This is a genomic window from Azotobacter salinestris (genome assembly GCF_009363155.1).
Taxonomy (GTDB): Bacteria; Pseudomonadota; Gammaproteobacteria; order Pseudomonadales; family Pseudomonadaceae; genus Azotobacter; species Azotobacter salinestris.
The window spans coordinates 946,287-964,605 of the sequence record NZ_CP045302.1; the positions used below are offsets into that span (position 1 = coordinate 946,287).

19 protein-coding genes and 2 pseudogenes are annotated in these 18,319 nt (G+C 70.6%); 5 read left to right on the forward strand and 16 right to left on the reverse strand.

The features are described 5' to 3' along the window. Positions 1-181 precede the first annotated feature (181 nt). From GCU53_RS04530 to GCU53_RS04555, 6 genes and pseudogenes are all read right to left on the reverse strand, one after another. Positions 182-1,420: a M61 metallopeptidase family protein gene (locus GCU53_RS04530; RefSeq protein ID WP_152386558.1), complete on the reverse strand. Its 1,239-nt coding sequence runs from the start codon at positions 1,418-1,420 to the stop codon at positions 182-184. Between the two features lie 100 nt (positions 1,421-1,520). Then, a complete protein-coding gene (locus GCU53_RS04535; protein WP_152386559.1) occupies positions 1,521-1,970 on the reverse strand; it encodes a YcgN family cysteine cluster protein in 450 nt (149 codons plus the stop codon). A gap of 121 nt (positions 1,971-2,091) precedes the next feature. Further along, on the reverse strand, positions 2,092-2,529 hold the full coding sequence (locus GCU53_RS04540; RefSeq protein ID WP_152386560.1) for a hypothetical protein: 438 nt from the start codon (positions 2,527-2,529) through the stop codon (positions 2,092-2,094). Between the two features lie 290 nt (positions 2,530-2,819). Then, positions 2,820-4,172 (reverse strand): glucarate dehydratase, encoded by a 1,353-nt coding sequence (gene gudD, locus GCU53_RS04545; protein ID WP_152386561.1) that lies wholly within the window; start codon positions 4,170-4,172, stop codon positions 2,820-2,822. 77 nt (positions 4,173-4,249) lie between these two features. Further along, positions 4,250-5,587, reverse strand: coding sequence for an MFS transporter (locus tag GCU53_RS04550; protein WP_152386562.1), 1,338 nt, complete (start codon positions 5,585-5,587; stop codon positions 4,250-4,252). A 78-nt stretch (positions 5,588-5,665) separates the two neighbouring features. After that, positions 5,666-5,929: pseudogene (locus GCU53_RS04555) on the reverse strand (dihydrodipicolinate synthase family protein); the annotation flags it as partial. Between GCU53_RS04555 and GCU53_RS04560 the strand changes: the two are divergent. Beyond that, a complete protein-coding gene (locus tag GCU53_RS04560; RefSeq protein ID WP_425278163.1) occupies positions 5,810-6,484 on the forward strand; it encodes a FadR/GntR family transcriptional regulator in 675 nt (224 codons plus the stop codon). The pseudogene GCU53_RS04555 and the gene GCU53_RS04560 sit on opposite strands and share 120 nt — an antisense overlap. A gap of 77 nt (positions 6,485-6,561) precedes the next feature. Here GCU53_RS04560 and GCU53_RS04565 read toward each other — a convergent pair whose 3' ends face one another. Then, the gene (locus GCU53_RS04565) at positions 6,562-6,855 is read right to left on the reverse strand and encodes a YcgL domain-containing protein (RefSeq protein ID WP_152386563.1); all 294 of its coding nucleotides are present in this window, start codon (positions 6,853-6,855) and stop codon (positions 6,562-6,564) included. Beyond that, positions 6,852-7,979, reverse strand: a complete 1,128-nt coding sequence (gene rnd / locus GCU53_RS04570) for a ribonuclease D (RefSeq protein ID WP_152389786.1) — start codon at positions 7,977-7,979, stop codon at positions 6,852-6,854. The genes GCU53_RS04565 and rnd overlap by 4 nt, the downstream gene beginning before the upstream one ends. 253 nt (positions 7,980-8,232) lie before the next feature. Here rnd and GCU53_RS04575 point away from each other — a divergent pair, with 253 nt between their 5' ends. The 4 genes and pseudogenes from GCU53_RS04575 to GCU53_RS04590 all read left to right on the forward strand — a co-directional run bounded on the left by GCU53_RS04575 (position 8,233) and on the right by GCU53_RS04590 (position 11,149). Continuing rightward, a complete protein-coding gene (locus tag GCU53_RS04575; protein WP_152386564.1) occupies positions 8,233-9,087 on the forward strand; it encodes a sulfurtransferase in 855 nt (284 codons plus the stop codon). A gap of 230 nt (positions 9,088-9,317) precedes the next feature. Continuing rightward, positions 9,318-9,776, forward strand: a pseudogene (locus GCU53_RS04580) (hypothetical protein); the annotation flags it as partial. Positions 9,777-10,260: 484 nt separating this feature from the next. Further along, positions 10,261-10,740, forward strand: coding sequence for a hypothetical protein (locus GCU53_RS04585; protein ID WP_152386566.1), 480 nt, complete (start codon positions 10,261-10,263; stop codon positions 10,738-10,740). Positions 10,741-10,813: 73 nt separating this feature from the next. Beyond that, entirely contained in the window at positions 10,814-11,149 is a 336-nt protein-coding gene (locus GCU53_RS04590) for a four-helix bundle copper-binding protein (RefSeq protein WP_152386567.1), read from the forward strand. Positions 11,150-11,160: 11 nt separating this feature from the next. On the opposite strand, the gene GCU53_RS04595 is transcribed toward GCU53_RS04590, so the two are convergent. From GCU53_RS04595 to bluB, 8 genes are all read right to left on the reverse strand, one after another. Continuing rightward, positions 11,161-11,892 carry an adenosylcobinamide-GDP ribazoletransferase gene (locus GCU53_RS04595; RefSeq protein ID WP_152386568.1) on the reverse strand — a complete coding sequence of 244 codons (732 nt, stop codon included), beginning with the start codon at positions 11,890-11,892 and terminating at the stop codon, positions 11,161-11,163. 2 nt (positions 11,893-11,894) lie between these two features. Further along, positions 11,895-12,464 carry an alpha-ribazole phosphatase family protein gene (cobC, locus tag GCU53_RS04600; RefSeq protein ID WP_152386569.1) on the reverse strand — a complete coding sequence of 190 codons (570 nt, stop codon included), beginning with the start codon at positions 12,462-12,464 and terminating at the stop codon, positions 11,895-11,897. Beyond that, complete coding sequence (gene cobT / locus GCU53_RS04605) at positions 12,461-13,519, reverse strand: nicotinate-nucleotide--dimethylbenzimidazole phosphoribosyltransferase (protein WP_152386570.1); 1,059 nt, start codon at positions 13,517-13,519, stop codon at positions 12,461-12,463. Before cobT ends, cobC begins: the two co-directional genes overlap by 4 nt. After that, complete coding sequence (gene cobU, locus GCU53_RS04610; RefSeq protein ID WP_152386571.1) at positions 13,516-14,037, reverse strand: bifunctional adenosylcobinamide kinase/adenosylcobinamide-phosphate guanylyltransferase; 522 nt, start codon at positions 14,035-14,037, stop codon at positions 13,516-13,518. The genes cobT and cobU overlap by 4 nt, the downstream gene beginning before the upstream one ends. 255 nt (positions 14,038-14,292) lie before the next feature. Next, positions 14,293-15,750 carry a cobyric acid synthase gene (locus GCU53_RS04620; protein ID WP_152386573.1) on the reverse strand — a complete coding sequence of 486 codons (1,458 nt, stop codon included), beginning with the start codon at positions 15,748-15,750 and terminating at the stop codon, positions 14,293-14,295. After that, on the reverse strand, positions 15,747-16,745 hold the full coding sequence (gene cobD / locus GCU53_RS04625; RefSeq protein ID WP_152386574.1) for a threonine-phosphate decarboxylase CobD: 999 nt from the start codon (positions 16,743-16,745) through the stop codon (positions 15,747-15,749). Before cobD ends, GCU53_RS04620 begins: the two co-directional genes overlap by 4 nt. Beyond that, a complete protein-coding gene (gene cbiB, locus GCU53_RS04630; protein ID WP_152386575.1) occupies positions 16,738-17,646 on the reverse strand; it encodes an adenosylcobinamide-phosphate synthase CbiB in 909 nt (302 codons plus the stop codon). Before cbiB ends, cobD begins: the two co-directional genes overlap by 8 nt. Next, complete coding sequence (bluB, locus tag GCU53_RS04635) at positions 17,643-18,299, reverse strand: 5,6-dimethylbenzimidazole synthase (protein ID WP_152389787.1); 657 nt, start codon at positions 18,297-18,299, stop codon at positions 17,643-17,645. Before bluB ends, cbiB begins: the two co-directional genes overlap by 4 nt. Between the last annotated feature and the right edge of the window lie 20 nt (positions 18,300-18,319).

The window sequence follows — 18,319 nt, forward strand, 5'->3', positions numbered from 1 at the left end:
AACGCCTGCCGTGGACGTGCAATTCACATGCCGAATGACATCAAAATGATATCGTGCGACCAATGGCCGCTCTGGAAAGATTTCTTGACACCCGGACCTGCCTCTTGCCGGCTCCAGCTGAAGCAAACGTCACATAAATGCCTATTTGTTGTAATGAACCGCACAATGCAAAGCCCCCCTCTCAGCGCCTGGTCTTGAGGGCCAGCAGAGGCGTATCCAGCACCTTCGACTTGCCGCCCAGGAGGTTCTCGCTGATCGCGACGAAGTCGTCGGTGTTGACCCGCTCCATGCGGATCAGCCCGCGCACCACATCGTCCAGCGAGTGGCGGTTCTCGCTGCGCGTGCGGATCTCCGCGTCGAGCGCCTGCAGCAGGAGCACGGCGCGGGCGGTGGCCGGGCCGCTGACCCGCTCGCCGCGCAGGCTGACGACCTTGCGGCTCCAGCGGGTCAGCTGCTGGCGAATCCGCTCGTAGCGATCCTCGCCGAGGCCGCCGGCACGGCGCAGCAGCTCGATGGCGTAGTACTCGGCCAGCCCCTCGCTGATCCAGTCGCTCTCGTCGGTATCGCGAATCCGCGCGAACACGTGCACCAGCTCGTGCAGCAGGGAGCTGGTGCCGTTCTCGCTGACCAGCGGACGGTCGGCGTGCATGTAGAGGGAGTTCGGCGCCGACAGGCCGCCGCGCCACATCGGACTGCCGGCGCCGACCACCAGCAGCTTGCCGGGCTCGCGCAGGAACACCGCCTGGTATTCGTCCCAAACGAAAGTCAGGAGGGTCAGAATGTCCATCCGCCGCATCCCTTCGCCGAGCGGCGCCGCCACGCTGACCTCGCTGTCGCCCAGGGTCGCCCGCCGGGTACCGAGCTTGCCGGCGAGCAGCCAGCCGGTCGGCCGGTCGAACAGGCGCGCCGGGTTGTCTATGCGAAAGCGGTTCTTGCCGATGCGCGGCCAGCCGGTCTCGACGCCCGTCCAGCCCTCGGGCAGCTCGAACGCCAGGCGCGCCACCAGCTCCACGCCATCCTGCTGATCGAGGTGGGCGCTGGGCACCAGGTCGTCGCCGCGCAGCAGGGCCCAGTGCTCGGTCATCCGCGCATCGAAGCGCCCGGAAGCACGTGCATGGCTGACCTGCACCCGGTAGCTCAGGCTGCTCCTGCCCTCCGCGGGCCGCCAGGTGCCGCTGCCGGGCTCCTCCTGCTGCCACTGCCCGTCGCTCTGGAAATCGCTGTAGCGGCCCTGCTCGCCCAGCTCGAAGCGCAGGCTGCGGACCGCGCTGCCCCGCTCCAGGGTCAGACGGACCTCGGCCTGGTCGCTCTCGGGCAGAAAGCGCACGTGGTAGTCCAGATCGACCTTGTCCGCCGCCCACGCGGGGGCGACGGCAAGCAGCAGGACGGCACGGAACAGCAGCTTCGGGCTGGCAGGCATGGAAAGGACTCCTTGGCAGGACGGACAGGACAAGTGTGCCGACTGGGCGGACACGAGGGGAAGTGCCGGGCCGGCCGGCAGTTCGCGCTTCGGCGCGGTTTCAGCCGGCACGGAAGATCAGATGGTCTTCCCAGTCGTCCTCGGCCACCGAGGTCTCGCTGAGCATGCGTCCGGCCTGGGAAATCCGCTCGCGGTGCACCGCCTCGGGATCGCCGCAGACCAGCGGGTGCCAGAGCGGCAGGTCCTTGCCTTCGGCGAGCAGGCGATAGGCGCAGGTCGGCGGCAGCCACTGGAATTCGCCCGCCTGGGCCGGGGTGAGCTGGATGCAGTCGGGAACCGACTGGCGGCGGTTGGCGTAGTCGCGGCAGCGGCAGGTCTCCAGATCGAGCAGGCGGCAGGCGATGCGCGTGTAGTAGACGCCGCCGTCCTCCTCGTCCTCGAGCTTCTGCAGGCAGCACAGGCCGCAGCCGTCGCACAAGGACTCCCACTCCCCGGCATCGAGCTGGTCGAGGGTCTTGCGCTTCCAGAAGGGTTCGACTTTCGCCGCCATGGGAACTACCGCCACCTGTGCTGAAAAAGGCGCGCAGTCTAGCCAGTGCCGGCCCTCTGGCCAAGACCGGCAACACAGGCCGGAGGCACCGACCGTCGCCCGCCCGAAATGCCGGCCGGACTCACTGCGTGTCGAGCATCTCCCGGTGAGCGCGCAACTCCTCGAGCATCTTCTCCAGATGGGCGATGTGCCGGTCCAGTTGCTCGGGCGTCGGTTCACCCATCATGGCGCCATGACCGCCCGGCATGCCCTGGCCACCGCCCGTCGTGCCCATGCCGCCACCCGGCCGGTCCATGCCCTCGCCATGCATCATCCCCGGCCCCATCATGGGACAGCCGCCGGCCATGCCGGGGCCGGCATGCATGCTCTGCCAGTGCTGCTCCCGCAGTCTGCGGCGCTCTTCCGGAGTCTTGGCCGCCTGCCAGGCCTGGCGGTATTCCTGGACCTTCTGCCAGTGCTGCTGCCAGGCCGCCTCGGAATCGGGCGGCGTCTCCTGTGCGCCAACCAGCGCGGCCGAACTGGCGAACAGGATGCCGAACAACCAGGGAGCGATTTTCATGGAGGCGTTCTCCTCTATCAGGGACAGTCTGAAAGTAGAGACGACATTTGCTGCTCGTGCGCTCGACGGCGGAAAAGAACCGCACTGTCCCGGGGGTCGCCTGCAGGCAGCGCGGGCATGTCCGGGCAGCCGTTCCCGGCCAGGTAGAAGCCGCGTCGCCGGTGCCGGCAGCGGCGACGCGGAAGATGGGGAGCCGGCGGCCTTGCGCCGCCGGCCGTGGCAGTGGCGAGCACCGCCAGTGGGCACGAACGACTTGTCTGCGCCTCGAGCCGAAGATGACTTCAGCTGCTCTAGCGCACCAGACAGGGCTTCTTGTTATCGAAGCGCCAGCCGGGGATCAGGTACTGCATGGCGACGGAGTCGTCGCGCGCGCCGAGGCCCATGCCCTTGTACAGCTCGTGGGCCTTGTTCACCTGGTCCATGTCGATCTCCAGCCCCAGGCCCGGCTTCTGCGGCACCTTGACCTTGCCGCCGACGATCTGCAGCGGCTCCTTGGTCAGACGCTGGCCGTCCTGCCAGATCCAGTGCGTGTCGATGGCGGTGATCCTGCCCGGCGCCGCGGCGGCGACATGGGTGAACATGGCCAGCGAGATGTCGAAGTGGTTGTTCGAGTGCGAACCCCAGGTCAGCCCCCACTCGTGGCACAGCTGCGCCACCCGCACCGAGCCCTGCATGGTCCAGAAGTGCGGGTCGGCCAGCGGGATGTCCACCGATTGCAGCTGGATGGCATGGCCCATCTGCCGCCAGTCGGTGGCGATCATGTTGGTCGCGGTGGGCAGGCCGGTGGCGCGGCGGAACTCGGCCATCACCTCGCGGCCGGAGTAGCCGTCCTCGGCGCCGCAGGGGTCCTCGGCGTAGGCCAGCACACCGTGCATGTCGCGGCACAGGCGGATGGCGTCCTTGAGCAGCCAGCCGCCGTTGGGGTCGAGGGTCACGCGCGCCTCGGGAAAGCGCTCGGCCAGCGCGGTGACCGCCTCGATCTCCTCCTCGCCGCGCAGCACGCCGCCCTTGAGCTTGAAGTCGTGGAAGCCGTAGCGTGCATGCGCCGCCTCGGCCAGACGGACCACGCCTTCCGGGGTCAGGGCCTCCTCGTTGCGCACCCGGAACCAGTCGTTGTCGGCCCCGGGCTCGCCGCGATAAGGCAGGTCGGTCTTCTGGCGGTCGCCGACGTAGAACAGGTAGCCGAGCATCTCCACCTCGTCGCGCTGCTGGCCCTCGCCGAGCAGGGCCGCCACCGGCACCTCGAGGAACTGGCCGAGCAAATCGAGAAGGGCTGCCTCCAGGGCAGTCACCGCGTGGATGGTGATGCGCAGGTCGAAGGTCTGCAGGCCGCGGCCGCCGGCATCGCGCGCGGCGAAGGCCTGGCGCACCTGGTTGAGGATCTTCTGGTACTGGCCGATCGGCTGGCCGATCAGCAGGCTGCGGGCGTCCTCCAGGGTCTGGCGGATGCCTTCGCCGCCGGGGACTTCGCCGACCCCGGTGTGGCCGGCGTTGTCCTGGAGGATGACGATGTTGCGGGTGAAGTAGGGACCGTGGGCGCCGCTCAGGTTGAACAGCATGGAGTCGTAGCCGGCCACCGGGATGACCTGCATGCCGGTGATGACGGGCGCCTTGCCGATGGCTTGGGAAATCTGAGTGCTCATGAGGGATTCCTGCAACTGGATATGGGGGTTCCGTCCCGCGCCATGCCGGGGTCGGCAGGCGCGGGCGGGGTCTGGTTTCAGGCGTGGGACCGGCTCAGCCGCGGCTCGGGCAGCCCCGAGTCGCCACGGGGGCCGGGCTGGGTGCGGGCGAAGAACACCACGATGGCCGCCAGCACCGAGGTCGCGGCCAGCGCGTAGAGGCCGCCCTGGATGGAGCCGGTGTGCTGCTCGAGCAGGCCGAAGGTGGTCGGCGCGACGAAGCCGCCGAGGTTGCCCACCGAGTTGATCAGAGCGATGACGCCGGCGGCGATGCGCGCGTCCAGATAGCCCTGGGGAATCGGCCAGAACAGCGAGGCGGCCGACTTGAAGCCGATGGCGGCGAAGCACACGGCGACGAAGGCGAAGATCGGCCCGCCGGTGGTGGAGGCGAACATTCCCAGGCCGGCGGTCAGCAGCGCCGCGGCGACCCAGGCCTGCTGGAACTTCCAGCGGGCGGCCAGCCAGGCGAAGGCGTACATGGCGATGATCGAGATCAGCCAGGGAATCGAGTTGAAGAAGCCCACCTCGACGCTGCTCAGCTCGCCCATGCGCTTGATGATCGTGGGCAGCCAGAAGGTGGCGGCGTAGATGGTCAGCTGGATGCAGAAGTAGATCAGACAGAACAGGCCGATCTGGGAATCCTCGAGCAGCGTCCAGATCGACGGCTTGACGGTGGTCGCCGTCTCGCGGGCGCGCTGCTCCTCGTCGATGGCCGCGACCAGGGCGTCCTGCTCGGCGCGCTCCAGCCACTTGGCGTCATGGGGCCTGGAGTCCAGCCAGAACCAGACGAAGCCGCAGAGCAGCACCGAGGCCATGCCTTCGATGAAGAACATCCACTGCCAGCCGTGCCAGCCGAGTCCCTCGATCTGCAGCAGCGCGCCGGACAGCGGGCCGGAGATCAGCGAGGCCAGCGCCGAGCTGCTGAGGAAGATGGCGATGGCCTTGCCGTGCTCGGCTCCCGGCAGCCAGCGGGTGAAGTAGTAGATCACTCCGGGGAAGAAGCCCGCTTCGGCGATGCCCAGCAGAAAGCGCAGGATGTAGAAGTGGGTTTCGTTCTGGATGAAGGCCATCGCCGTGGCGACCAGGCCCCAGGTCAGCATGATCCGGGTCAGCCAGGCACGGGCGCCGACCTTCTGCAGCAACAGGTTGGAAGGCACCTCGAAGAGGGCGTAGCCGATGAAGAACAGGCCGGCGCCGAAGCCGAAGGCCGCCGCGCCGATGCCCAGGTCGGTTTCCATCTGGGAGCGGACGAAGCCGATGTTCACCCGGTCGATGTAGTTGACGACGAACAGCGGCAGCACATGGCGCTTGACCTTGGCGACCGCCGACTGCAGCGTCGGATCGGCGGTGGGGCCGGCATGGGATGCGTGATGCATGGTGAGTCTCCCACTGATTGTTTTTATGCGGGGTGCAGACGGGTGCCCGGCCTGCCGGAAGGCGGCCGGGCAGTCGTATCACTGCGGGCCGAGCTTCCTGATCAGCGCGGCGAGGCGTTCGTACTCGTCGGGCAGCAGGTCGGTCAGCGGCGCGCGCACGGGGCCTGCGTCGTGGCCGACGATCTTGACCCCGGCCTTGACCATGCTCACCGCGTAACCGGCGTGGCGGTTGCGGATCTCCAGCAGCGGCAGGAAGAAGTCGTCGATGATCTTGCCCACGGTTTCGTGGTCGTCGGCGGCGATGGCCTTGTAGAACTCCATCGCGGTGCGCGGGATGAAGTTGAACACCGCCGAGGAGTAGACCGGCACGCCCAGGGCCTTGTAGGCCGCGGCGAAGACTTCGGCATCGGCACCTTCGTGCTGGAGCGCAAGCCGCAGGCGCCGCTGGGCCTGAACGTCGAAACGGCGCTGAGCATGCGCGACATCCTGGAACTGCGCCTCGGACTGGAAAGCCAGGCGGTCGCCCTGGCCGCGCGGCGGCGCACGGAGGAACAGCTGGCGGCGATGCGCCAGGCACTGGACGATTATCAGGACGCGCTAGCCGGCGCCCGCAGCTGCGTGGAGGCGGATCGGCGCTTCCACCTGCTGATCGCCGAAGCCACCGGCAACCCCTATTTCGGCGAGATCATGCGCCACCTGGGCGAGGCCCTGATTCCGCGCAACAGGATCGACTCCGGCGCGCGGGGCGGCAAGGACCTGGCCCGCCACGGCTATCTGGCCAACCTGGAGCACGAAGCCATCCTGAAGGCCATCCGCCAGCAGGATCCGGACGCGGCCAGAGCCGCCATGTGGACCCACCTGAGCAACAGCCGCGAGCGCTTCGCACTGGACGAATAGCCGCGGCGCGAAGCCGCGAGGAAGGATCGGAGGCGGAACGGCCGCCGCGCACAGCCGCCCCGCCGGGCCGGCCCGGATCAGACCGGGTCGTTCATCCGCAGCAGCTCCTCCGGCAGGTGCTCGATGTACTCCTCCTCCGGCGGCGGCATCTGCAGGTGATAGCCCTGCTTCCCGAGGTTCTCCAGCACCTTGCGGATGTCCTCGCGGGCCAGCGTGCGTTCGGGCGAGAGCACCAGGTCGAAGGCGTGCTGCGGCGCGCCGAAAGCCGCCAGCAGGCCCTCCGGCACCCGCGACAGGGCATCCTTCTTCGCCACGTAGAGATACATCTCCCGGCGCCGCGGACTCTTGTAGATGGAACAGATGCATTTCATGGTCGTACTCCGCCGAGGCAATCGAGCAGGGCCTGGCCCATCCGCTCGCGGCGCCAGCCGCGCAGCGTATCGGGCAAGCAGTAGGGGCCGTTGGGGAAGCCGCTTTTCAGCAGGGCTTCGAGAATCTTCTTGCGCAGCGCCAGCTCCGGGGCGATCTGCAGGCGCACGGCCTCGGCCTGGCCGACCGCCCGCAGCTTCTTGAGCAGCCCCGAGGCCTCCATCGGCAGCGGTTCGGACAGGGGCTCGGGCCAGCTGTCGGGTGGCGTCGCGCCGCTGTCGCGGATCAGCCGGAGCAGAGTCTCGCCGTCCTGGCGCACCGTGCGCGGGTGCATGTCCTCGATGCGTCCGAGGCCGACCAGATCGGTCGGCTGATAGCGCGCCAGCGGCCACAGGCTGTTCTCGCGCAGGATGCGGTTGCGCGGCTGGTCGCGCCGGCGCGCTTCGCGCTCGCGCCAGGCGTACAGCTCGCGCAGCACGGCCAGTTGCTGGCGGCTCAGCTTCCAGGCCAGCCGGCCCTCGCGGTAGAGCTCCTCGGGCACCACGTCGCGGCGCAGGCCGGCGACCAGCTCGGCGCCGTCCTCCAGGGTCCAGGCGCGCTTCTCCTCGGACAGCTGCGCGGAGAGCGCGACGTAGAGTTCCGCCAGGTGCACGGCATCCTCGGCGGCATAGCGGATCTGCAGCTCGCTCAGCGGGCGCTGCAGCCAGTCGGAGCGGGTCTCGCCCTTGGGCAGCTCGATGCCCAGCACCGTCTGCACCAGCCGGGAGTAGCCCATGGAGAAGCCGAGGTTCAGGTAGGCCGCGGCCAGCTGGGTGTCAAACAGCGGCAGCGGCAGGCTGCCGGTCAGGCGCAGCAGCACCTCCAGGTCCTCGCTGCAGGCATGCAGCACCTTGACCACCGCCGGGTCCTCCAGCAGCTCGGCCAGCGGCCGCCAGTCGCCGATGGTCAGCGGATCGATCAGGTAGGCGCTGCGGCCGTCGCCGATCTGCACCAGCCCGGTCTGCGGATAGAAGGTGTCGACCCGCACGAATTCGGTATCGAGGGCGACGAAGGGCAACTGCCGCCAGCGCGCGCAGTGGCTGGCGAGGCTGGCATCGTCGCGGATCCAATGAATGTCGATGGCCACGAAGGCTCCTTGTTGACTGGCCGCGGCAAGCAGCGCCGCGCCGGGGCGACCGGCGCCGGACGCGGCTGGCACGGCTGCATCCGTACTGCGAAATGCGGCACCGGGCCGCCGGAGGGCATGCAGTATATCCAGCGCCCCGGGTCCCGGCCAAACGGCATCGGCGTCATTTCAACCGGACGGCTTGGCGTTTGCCGCGGCGGGCCGCAGACTCGCACCTTCCGGAAATTCCTCCACCGAACGACAAGGAGCCTTCATGTCCCACGCGCAACTGCTCAGCCCCGCCCAGTTGGCGGAACGCCTCGACCAGCCGGACCTGCGCATCCTCGACTGCCGCTTCGCCCTCGAAGACCCGGCCTACGGCGCGCGCAGCTACGCCGAGGCGCACATCCCCGGCGCCCGCTTTGCCGATCTCGAACGCGACCTCTCCGGCCCGGTGCACAAGGGCGTGACCGGCCGCCACCCGCTGCCCGATCCGGCCCTGCTGATCGAGCGCCTGCGCGCCTGGGGCATCGACAACGACAGCCAGGTGGTGCTCTACGACGACGGCCCCGCCGCCTTCGCCGCCCGCGCCTGGTGGCTGCTCGCCTGGCTCGGCAAGCGCGACGGCGTGTTCCTCCTCGACGGCGGCCTGAACGCCTGGCGCGCCGCCGGCCTGCCGCTGACCGCCGAGCTGCCCGCCCCGGCGACCGGCGCCTTCCGCGGCGCGCCCGACGCCAGCCTGCTGGTGGATGCGCCGCAGCTGCTGGCACGTCTCGGCGACGGACGCCTGACCCTGCTCGATGCCCGCGCCCTGCCCCGCTTCCGCGGCGAGGTGGAGCCCCTCGACCCGGTCGCCGGCCACATCCCCGGCGCCCGCTGCGCGCCCTTCACCGAGAATCTCGGCGCCGACGGCCGCTTCCTGCCGGCCGGAGAACTGCGTGCGCGCTTCGCCGGCCTGCTCGGCGAACGTCCCGTCGAGCAGTTGGTGGCCTATTGCGGCTCGGGCGTCACCGCCTGCCACAACCTGTTCGCCCTGAGCCTCGCCGGCTATCCGCTGGCACCGCTCTACGCCGGCTCCTGGAGCGAATGGCTGACCGACCGCTCCAGGCCGGTCGCCACGGGGGATTGAGGCTCCCCATGGGAGAGCCGGTCGGCGGCTGGTCTAATCACCAGCCGCTATATGGCTGCGAATCCCCCAGCGAAAATAAATTGAAAACAGGAGTTTACAGGCCAAAGATCGCACTACACTTCAAGTCGAGCGGCCAGCGGAGCGCCACAGACTCCGCATTCCCGCTTCCGGCGAGGCGCTGCACCCGGACCGAACTTCCCGCCGGACACCCTTTCCTTGCGAGGCGCCCCATGGGCATTGCAGCCAGCGAACTGAGCAAGCACGTGATCCGGCCGACCCTGCTCTACCTGGGTCGCTCCTCCGCCGCGGCCGAAGCCCTGCTGCTGGGCATCGCGGCGACCCAGTCGGCACTCGGCTCGGCCCTGCACCAGCACCATGGCCACGGCCTCTACGGCATCCGCGAGACCAGCCACCTGCAGCTCTGGGACCGTTATCTGGCCCAGGATCCGGACCTGGCCAGCCATGTCCGCGGCCTGGCCAGCCAGCACGCCTTCCTGATCGCGCCGCACCTGGAACTGACGGTCAACCTGCGCTACGCCACCGCCATCGCCTGGCTGCTGGTGGAAGCGCAGCGCCTGTCCCTGCCCAGCGCCGACGACCTGCCGGGCCTGGCGCAGATCTGGTGGCGCGTGTTCCATCCCGAGGGGCGGCCGGAGGAATTCCTCGACGCCTGGCGGCGCTGCATCGCGGCGCCATCCGGGCTGGCTGAAGCGGGCCAGGGCAACAGTCCCGAGCAGACACTCCCATCCATCCGTCACTTGCCGATGAACCTCACGTCCCGCTCCAGGTCGATCATGAGGTAATCGACGCATCCAACAATAACGCCATGAGCATCATGGCTGGTGCGACCGGTATCCGGGCTCTCGTGCCCGGGCTGCCGCTTTCGACGAATGTGCCCTGCCGCGCGGTCGATGCAAGGCCAGAAGGCCCCCTGCCCCGCCTCCGGCAAGGCCGGTTCGCCCGGGCAGCCGAGTCTGGCGTCCTGCCTGTGCGATTGATCAGTCGATACGCGATGGATGTCCGAAGCGACGCGGTGAAGGAAGTCCGCGCGGCCATGACAGGGAGCGACAACGCATCCTCAGGGGTTCGGGCAGCAGAATCGGCCGGTCACCTCGACCAAGCAGGCCACCGAAGGCTCGCCGTTCGCCTTTTCCCATGCGAGGTCCACCACATATGGGCATTGCAGCAAGCGAACTGAGCAAACACGTGATTCGTCCGACCCTGCTCTACCTCGGGCGTCCTTCCGCGGCCGCCGAAGCCCTGCTGCTGGGCACCGCGGCGATCCAGTCGGCGCTCGGCGAGGCCCTGCACCAGCGGCATGGGCATGGCCTCTACGGCATCAGCGCCGCCAGCCACCTGCAGCTCTGGGACCGTTACCTGGCTCGCAACCCCGACCTGGCCAGCCATGTCCGCGGCCTGGCCAGCCAGCAGGCCTTCCTGATCGCGCCACACCTGGAGCTGACGGTCAACCTGCGCTATGCCACCGCCATCGCCTGGCTGCTGGTGGAGTCGCAACCCCTGCCCCTGCCCAGGGCCGACGACCTGCCGGGACTGGCGCGGGTCTGGTGCCGGGTGTTCCAGCCGGAGGGCAAGCCCCAGGACTTCATCAACGCCTGGCGCCGCTGCATCGACGACTTCAGCCAGGCGGCCTGAACTCGCCTGTGCTGCCGGAACCGGCCGCTGCGCCTGCAGCGATGGAGAGGGCCACCGCCTTGGGAGGAGCATCATGACCATCATGGATTACACGATCGCCATCCAGGCCTGCAGCGCCTGTGCCGTGGCCTGCGACACCTGCGCCGAGGCCTGCCGGCAGGCCGCCGACCCGCAGCCCCTGCGACGCTGCATCGAGCTCAACCGCGACTGCGCCGACCTCTGCCGCCTGACCGCCCTGCTGATGGTGCGGGAAAGCGAATGGGCGGCGACCCTGTGCCGCCTGTGCGCCCGCCTCTGCACCGACTGCGCCGAGGAATGCATCGCGCATCGCCTGCCCCAGTGCCAGGAATGCGCGCAGACCTGCCAGCATTGCGCCGACGAGTGCGAGACGGCAGGCGAGGCGGCGTAACTACCCGCTCCTCAGAGCGCCAGTCCCACCACCACTGCACACTCCACCAGCTCGAGCAGCGCCCCGGCGGTGTCGCCGGTGGTGCCGCCGAGGCGTGCCAGCAGGCAGCGGCGCAGGTAGAGGAACAGCACTGCGGCCAGCAGCAGCGCAAGCAGCCCGGCCCCGCCGAACAGCAGCGGACAGGCCGCCGCCGAGCCCAGCAGTACCCGGCGGGCGGCCTTGCGCGGCAGGTGCTCGGCGAGGGCCTGGCCGAGGCCGCCGGGGCGCACGTAGGGGGTGAGGAGAAACAGCGCCAGCAGCGCGCCGCGCCCGAGCAGCGGCGCCAGCAGCAGCGCCGCGCCCGCGCCCTCCTCCAGCAGCGCCAGGAGCGCGGCGAACTTCAGCAGCAGCACGACGAGCAGTGCCACCACGGCGATCGGGCCGCTGCGCGGATCCTTCATGATCGCCAGGGTGCGTTCGCGGTCGCCGCAGCCGCCGATCCAGGCGTCGGCGCTGTCGGCCAGGCCGTCCAGGTGCAGCGCCCCGCTCAGGCCGACCCAGGCGGCGAGCAGCAGCGCCGCGTGCAGTGGTCCCGGCGCCTCGCCCAGCAGCCCGTGCAGGACCAGCAGCAGCGCGCCGAGCAGCAGCCCCACCAGCGGATACCAGAGCAGCGAGCGGCCCAGTTGCTGCGGCGCCGGCATGCCGGGCAGATGGATCGGCAGGCGGGTGAGGAACTGCAGGGCGATCAGCAAAGGCAGTGGCATCCTCACAGCTCCCGCCAGTCCAGCCCGTCCAGACACAGGCGATGCAGCGCGCCGTGGGCCACCGTCACCTGCAGCAGCGCGCGGCGCGGCAGGCCACGGGCGCGGGCCAGCAGCAGGCGCATCACCCCACCGTGGGTGACCAGCAGCAGGCGGCGGCCGGCGCAGTCGCGGCGCAGCCGCTCGACGGCGCCCAGCACCCGCGCCTCGAAGGCCGCCACCGGCTCGCCGTCCGGTGGGGTGAAGGCGTAGGGATCGTCCCAGAAGCGCCCGAGCCCCTCGGCGTCGTCGTGCATCAGCTCGCTGGCGTTGCGGCCTTCCCAGGCGCCGAAGTGCAGCTCGCGCAGGTCCGCCTCGTGGTGCAGCGACAGCCCCCTTGAAGCGGCCAGCTCGGCGGCGAAATCGGCGCAGCGACGCAGCGGCGAGCTGACCACGAGATCCCAGGGCCCGGCCGCGACGGTCGCCGCGCGCATCTGCGCCCGACCCACGGCGGTCAGCGCATCGTCCAGGCTGCCGCGGAAGCCGCCGCCGCATTCGGTTTCGCCGTGGCGCAACAGGTCGAGATGCAGGGTCATCGGCCGGCGTCCGCCACGGCCGCCTCGGCGAAGGTGGCCATCTCGCCGTGCAGCCGGCAGGCCAGCTGCAGCAGCGGCACCGCCAGCGCCGCGCCGCTGCCCTCGCCCAGGCGCAGGCCGAGCTCCAGCAGCGGCTCGGCGGCCAATGCCTCGAGCACCCGCCGGTGGCCCGGCTCGGCGCCGCAGTGGGCGAACAGCAGCCAGTCGCGGCAGGCGGGATTCAGGCGCACGGCGAGCAGCGCCGCCACGCTGCAGATGAAGCCATCCACCAGCGCCGGCAGGCCCTCCTGGGCGCAGGCCAGGTAGGCGCCGGCCAGCGCGGCGATCTCGAAGCCGCCGAGGCGCAGCAGGAGCTCCAGCGGCTCGCCGGCATGCGCACCGTGCAGCATCAGAGCGCGCTCGACGACCGCGACCTTGCGCGCCACCCCGGTGGCGTCCAGCCCGGTGCCCGGCCCGACCAGCGCCGTCGCCGGACGGCCCAGCAGGGCGCAGGCCAGGGCGCTGGCCGAACTGGTGTTGGCGATGCCCATCTCGCCGCCGATGTACAGGTGTGCGCCGACCGCCTGGGCGCGCCGCACGCTGTCGCGCCCGGCTTCGAGAGCGTCACGGCCCTGCTGCGCGCTCATCGCCGGTCCGAGGAGGAAATTCGCCGTGCCGCGCCCCAGTTGCAGGCGACGCACACCGGCCGGCGACGGCTCCAGCGGCTCGGCGGTGCCGAGGTCGATCAGCTCCAGCTCGGCGCCCAACTGGCGGGCCAGCACGCTGATCGCCGCGCCGCCGGCGGCGAAGTTGCGCAGCATCTGCCCGGTCACCGCCTGCGGATAGGGAGACACGCCCTCCTCCGCCACGCCGTGGTCGCCGGCGAAGATGGCGATCCACAAATGCTCGACGACCGGCCGCTCGCGGCCCTGCAGGGCCGCCAGGTGGATCGCCAGCTGTTCCAGGCGGCCCAGCGCACCGCGCGGCTTGGTCAGTTGCTGCTGGCGGATACCGGCCAGGGCGCGGGCCGTCTCGTCCAGCGGTCGGGCGGCGGCCTGCCACCAGTCGTGGTTCATAGAGGATCTCCCTTGAGGGTCATGGGCAGGCCGGCGACGCAGAACAGCACCCGCCCGCAACGTTCGGCCAGCGCCTGGTGCAGCCAGCCGGCCTCGTCCACGTAGCGCCGGCTCAGCTCGCCCAGCGGCACCACGCCAAGGCCGGTCTCGTTGCTGACCAGGATGAGCCGTCCGGGCAGTTCGGACAGACACTCCAGGAGCGCGTCGCGCTCGCGCGCCAGGCATGCCGGGTCGTCGGCCAGCAGCAGGTTGGTCAGCCACAGGGTCAGGCAGTCGACCAGCAGGCAGCGCTCCGGCCCGGCCTGCTCGCGCAGCACCCGGGCCAGCGCCAGCGGCTCCTCGACCAGTGCCCAGCCGGCCGGCCGCCGCTGGCGGTGATGGGCGATGCGCGCGGCCATCTCGCCGTCCAGCGCCCGGGCGGTGGCGACGTAGGTCACCGCCAGTCCGGACTCCGCGGCCAGGCGCTCGGCCAGGCGGCTCTTGCCGGAACGGGCGCCGCCGAGGATGAGCTCATGCATCGTGATGCCTCTCGATTCGTTGGGGCTTGCGTAGGGTGGAAAACGGCCGCAGACCTTTTCTACCAAGTCGCCCCGGCGTTTTCGGTGGAAAACGCTGCGCGGTTTTACACGGGGTGGCCATCCACCCTGCGATCCCCGGCTGCGGGATCAACCGACAAGGACCGTAGGGTGGGAAACTGCCGCAGGCATTTCCCACCATTGGGGGCGATGCGCTGGAAAACGCGGTACGGTTTTCCAGCCTACGCGGCATCGGAGTCATCCGGACAGCCCGCACAGCTCGCGCAGCCGCGCCGTATCCAGATGCGCCTCGACCAGATCGGCCAGCCGCTCGATGTCGCGCTCGCGCAGGGCGTGGTAGTCGTGGGTGACGACTTCGCCCAGGCCGGCCCAGCGCAGCAGCGCGCTGCAGGCGGCGGGCGACTCGAACAGGCCGTGCAGGTAGGTGCCGAGCACCTGGCCGTCCTCGCTCAGCGCGCCGTCGCTGCGCCCGTCATCGAGCTTGACCGCCGGCCGCTCGAGGCCCGCACCGCGACTGATCCCGGCATGGATCTCGTAGCCCGTGACCTCTGCGCCCTCCAGTGCCAGCCGTCCGCGCACGTTGCGCAGCTGCTTCTCCTCTTCCAGCACGGTATCCAGATCCAGCAGGCCGAGGCCGCGGCTCGTGCCCGGTGCGCCCTCCAGGCCCAGCGGGTCGGCGACCCGCCCGCCGAGCATCTGCAGGCCGCCGCAGATGCCGAGGACCTTGCCGCCGTAGCGCAGATGGCGGCGGATCGCCGCCTCCCAGCCCTGTGCGCGCAGGAAGGCCAGGTCGGCGCGCACGCTCTTCGAGCCGGGCAGCACGATCAGGTCGGAAAGCGGCGACGCCTGGCCGGGACCGACAAAGCTCAGCTCCACCTGCGGATGCAGGCGCAGCGGGTCGAAGTCGGTGTGGTTGCTGATCCGCGGCAGTATTGGCACCGCCACCTTCAGGCGCTCGCCCTCCTTGGCCACCTGACGATTGTCGATGGCGTCCTCGGCCTCCAGATGCAGGTCGTGCAGATAGGGCAAGACGCCCAGCACCGGCTTGCCGGTGTGCGCCTCCAGCCAGTCGAGGCCCGGCTTGAGCAGGGCCAGATCGCCACGGAAGCGGTTGATCACGAAGCCCTTGACCCGCGCCTGCTCGCTCTCGGAGAGCAGCGCCAGGGTGCCGACCAGATGGGCGAACACCCCGCCCCGGTCGATGTCGGCGATCAGGATCACCGGACAGTCGACCGCCTCGGCGAAGCCCATGTTGGCGATGTCGTTGGCGCGCAGGTTGATCTCCGCCGGCGAACCGGCACCCTCGACCATCACCACGGCGTACTGCTCGCTCAGACGCCGGTGCGAGACGAGCACCGCCTCGCGGGCCACGCGCTTGTAGTCGTGGTAGGCGGCGGCGTCCATGCAGGTGACGGCGCGGCCGTGGATGATCACCTGGGCGCCGGTGTCGCTGCTCGGCTTGAGCAGCACCGGGTTCATGTCGGTGTGCGGCACGAGGCCCGCAGCCTGCGCCTGCACCGCCTGGGCACGGCCGATCTCGCCGCCATCCAAGGTGACGGCGCTGTTCAGCGCCATGTTCTGCGGCTTGAACGGCGCCACCGCCACGCCCTGGCGCGCCAGCCAGCGGCACAGCGCAGTCACCAGGGTGCTCTTGCCGGCGTCGGAGGTGGTGCCCTGCACCATCAGGGTGGTCATGTCGTTTCCTTCTGGTAGTCGGCCAGCGCCCGAGCCAGGCGCTGCCAGCCGGTTTCGTCCGCCGGCAGGCCGAAGCGCAGGCTGGCGGGCGTCTCGAACAGGCGCACGAGGATGCCTTGGCGGGCGAGAAAGTCGTGCAGCCGAGCAGCTTCGGGCGTACGCACCCACTGGAACAGCGCGGTGCCGCCGGCTGGCGCCAGCCCCTGCGCGCTCAGCAGTCCGGCCAGCCGCTCTCCTGCCTTCTGCAGCTGGCCGGCACGCTGCGCGCGCGCCGCGCCGCCGGCCGGCCCTAGCGCCTGCAGGCCCAGCGTCCGCGCCGGGCCGCTGACCGCCCAGGGGCCGAGGCGCTCCTGCAGCCGCGCCAGCAGCGCCGTCTCGGCCAGCACGAAGCCCAGGCGGACGCCGGCCAGGCCGAAGAACTTGCCGAACGAGCGCAGCACGACCAGCCCCGGCCGCTGGCTATAGGCCGCCAGGCTGTAGTCGGGCGTGCAGTCCATGAAGGCCTCGTCGACCAGCAGGCAGCCGCCGCGCCGGGCCAGCCGTGCCTGCCAGTCGAGCAGCCGGGATGGCTCGAACCGCTCGCCGGTGGGGTTGTTGGGATTGGCCAGCACCAGCACATCGAGCTCGTCGAGACGCGCCTCGATGTCTCCGGCGAGCAGACGGATCAGCCGGTGACCGGCGCGTTGCCAGGCCTGGGCGTGCTCGGCGTAGCTCGGCGCCAGCACGCCGACCCTTCCGGCCGCGAACAGCGCCGGCAGCGCCTGGATCGCCGCCTGACTGCCGGCCACCGGCAACGCCTGGGCGGCGCCGTAGCAGGCGCAGGCGGCCTCGGCCAGACCGTCATCGTCCTCCGGCAGACGCGCCCAGGCATCGAGCGGGATGGACGGCACGGGCCAGGGCTCGGGGGCGATGCCGGTGGACAGGTCCAGCCAGTCGCCCAATGGGATGCCGTAACGTTGCGCCGCGGCGCGCAGACGGCCGCCGTGCTCAAGCATGCAGCCAGTCTCCCAGCAGAACCAGTGCCAGCCAGAGCAGCACGCCATGCTGGAGCAGGCGCCAGGCCGCGGCGATGGTCCCCGCATCGGCCGGGCCGCCGGCACCGAGGGTCGGGCGCTCGTGCCGCGCGCCGTGGTAGACCGCCGTGCCGCCCAGCTCGACGCCCAGGGCACCGGCGCCGGCGGCCATCACCGGGCCGGCGTTGGGGCTGTCCCACAGCGGCGCCTGACGGCGCCAGCAGGCCAGGGCGAGGCGCGTCTTGCCGAGCAGCGCGTAGGTCAACGCGGCGAGGCGCGCCGGGACATAGTTGAGGAGATCGTCGATCCGCGCCGCAGCCCAGCCGAAGCGCTCGAAGTGTGGCGTGCGGTAGCCCCACATGGCGTCCAGGGTGTTGGCCAGCCGGTGCAGCACCACCCCCGGCGCGCCGGCCACGACGAACCAGAACAGCGTGGCGAACACCGCGTCGCTGCCGTTCTCCAACAGCGACTCGCTGGCTGCGCGGGCCACGCCGCCGGCATCCAGCGTCGAGGTGTCGCGGCTGACCACCCGGCCCACGCCACGGCGGGCCGCCACCAGGTCGCCGCGCTGCAGCGCGTCCAGCACCGGCCGGGCGTGTTCGCCCAGGCTGCGCAGGCCGAGCGCGACGTAGAGGGTAAGGATCGCCAGCAGTTCGCCGACCAGCGGCAATTGCGCCAGCAGACTGGCGAGCAGAGTCAGGGGCAGCACTGCCAGGCTCCAGGCGAGCAGGCCGTCGAGGCGGCGGCCGCGCCCCGCCGCATTGAAGCGCGCCTCCAAGGCACCGGCCAGCCGACCGAAACCGACCAGCGGATGGAAACGCCGCGGCTCGCCGAGGGCCGCATCCAGCGCCACGCCGGCGAGCAGGCTCAATCCCAGGCTCACGGACGCACCCCCCAGCGGTTCTCGAAGACCAGCTCAGCCAGCGGTTTCTCCTCGGCCCAGCCCTGCTCCACCAGCATCGGCCGCGGGTAGAAGCCCTCCACCGGGCCGAGACAGAGCAGCGCCACCGGCTCGGCGCCGGCCGGCAGGCCGAGCAGCTCGCCGAGCGCCCGCGGCTCGAACAGCGACACCCAGCCCATGCCCAGGCCTTCGGCGCGGGCGGCCAGCCAGAGGTTCTGGATGGCGCAGGACAGCGAGGCCAGGTCCATCTGCGGCAGGGTGCGGCGGCCGAAGACGTGCGCCTCGCGGCCGTCCATCAGCGCGCCGACCAGCAGCTCGGCGCAGTCGCCGATGCCCTCGACCTTCAGGCGCATGAACTCGTCGGCGCGCTCGCCGAGGGCTTCGGCGGTGCGCACTCGCTCGGCCTCCACCAGTGCCTGGATGCGCCGGCGCAGCGCCGGATCGGTGATGCGGATGAAGCGCCAGGGCTGCATCAGGCCGACGCTGGGCGCCTGGTGCGCGGCGTTGAGCAGACGCGCCAGGAGCTCCGGTGCCACGCTGCCGGCGCTGAAATGGCGCATGTCGCGGCGCTCGGCGATGGCGCGGTAGACCGCGGCGCGCTCGGCGTCGCTGAAAGCATGAGGGTTCATGGAGATTTCTCGCGGGTCGCGGGCGT

Coding starts and splice junctions, on each gene's coding strand:
- cobU (WP_152386571.1), bottom strand. CDS start 14,037: ATGCATGAGCTCATCCTCGGCGGCGCCCGTTCCGGCAAGAGCCGCCTG.
- cobT (WP_152386570.1), bottom strand. CDS start 13,519: ATGAACCACGACTGGTGGCAGGCCGCCGCCCGACCGCTGGACGAGACG.
- cobD (WP_152386574.1), bottom strand. CDS start 16,745: ATGCTTGAGCACGGCGGCCGTCTGCGCGCCGCGGCGCAACGTTACGGC.
- gudD (WP_152386561.1), bottom strand. CDS start 4,172: ATGAGCACTCAGATTTCCCAAGCCATCGGCAAGGCGCCCGTCATCACC.
- cobC (WP_152386569.1), bottom strand. CDS start 12,464: ATGACCCTGCATCTCGACCTGTTGCGCCACGGCGAAACCGAATGCGGC.
- GCU53_RS04585 (WP_152386566.1), top strand. CDS start 10,261: ATGGGCATTGCAGCAAGCGAACTGAGCAAACACGTGATTCGTCCGACC.
- GCU53_RS04535 (WP_152386559.1), bottom strand. CDS start 1,970: ATGGCGGCGAAAGTCGAACCCTTCTGGAAGCGCAAGACCCTCGACCAG.
- GCU53_RS04575 (WP_152386564.1), top strand. CDS start 8,233: ATGTCCCACGCGCAACTGCTCAGCCCCGCCCAGTTGGCGGAACGCCTC.
- GCU53_RS04565 (WP_152386563.1), bottom strand. CDS start 6,855: ATGAAATGCATCTGTTCCATCTACAAGAGTCCGCGGCGCCGGGAGATG.
- GCU53_RS04620 (WP_152386573.1), bottom strand. CDS start 15,750: ATGACCACCCTGATGGTGCAGGGCACCACCTCCGACGCCGGCAAGAGC.
- GCU53_RS04540 (WP_152386560.1), bottom strand. CDS start 2,529: ATGAAAATCGCTCCCTGGTTGTTCGGCATCCTGTTCGCCAGTTCGGCC.
- GCU53_RS04590 (WP_152386567.1), top strand. CDS start 10,814: ATGACCATCATGGATTACACGATCGCCATCCAGGCCTGCAGCGCCTGT.
- GCU53_RS04530 (WP_152386558.1), bottom strand. CDS start 1,420: ATGCCTGCCAGCCCGAAGCTGCTGTTCCGTGCCGTCCTGCTGCTTGCC.
- GCU53_RS04595 (WP_152386568.1), bottom strand. CDS start 11,892: ATGCCACTGCCTTTGCTGATCGCCCTGCAGTTCCTCACCCGCCTGCCG.
- GCU53_RS04550 (WP_152386562.1), bottom strand. CDS start 5,587: ATGCATCACGCATCCCATGCCGGCCCCACCGCCGATCCGACGCTGCAG.